Origin of the sequence: Curtobacterium sp. MCBA15_001, assembly GCF_001864835.1 — a bacterium.
GTDB lineage: Bacteria > Actinomycetota > Actinomycetes > Actinomycetales > Microbacteriaceae > Curtobacterium.
Window position 1 is genome coordinate 1 of record NZ_MJGI01000006.1, and the last position, 420, is coordinate 420.

Sequence of the window (420 nt, forward strand, 5' to 3'; positions counted from 1 at the left end):
CCTGCTGCACCGCGTCGACGATCGCGCGGTTGGCGTCCTCGTCCTGGCGGTACAGGGTCTTGCCGAACTCGTCCGTGTCCGACCGCGAGCCCGACCCGGCCGCGTCCCAGGGGCGGGTGACCTTGCCGCGGGCGAGGGGGCTCCACGGGATCACGCCGACGCCCGAGTGTCGGCAGAAGGGGTGCATCTCGCGCTCTTCCTCGCGCTCGAGCAGGTTGTACTGGTCCTGCATGCTGACGAACGGCGTCCAGCCGTGCAGCTCGGCGACGTGCTGCATCTCGGCGAACTGCCACGTCCACATGCTGCTCGCGCCGATGTAGCGCGCCTTGCCCGCCTTCACGACGTCGTGCAGGGCCTCCATCGTCTCCTCGACCGGCGTGTTCGGGTCGAAGCGGTGGATCTGGTACAGGTCGACGTAGT

1 protein-coding gene is annotated in these 420 nt (G+C 69.0%); it reads right to left on the bottom strand.

All coding sequences use genetic code 11. The annotated features are described in order from the left end of the window. On the bottom strand, positions 1-420 hold a 420-nt coding region (locus BIU90_RS02745; protein ID WP_139195084.1), incomplete at both ends, for an aldo/keto reductase.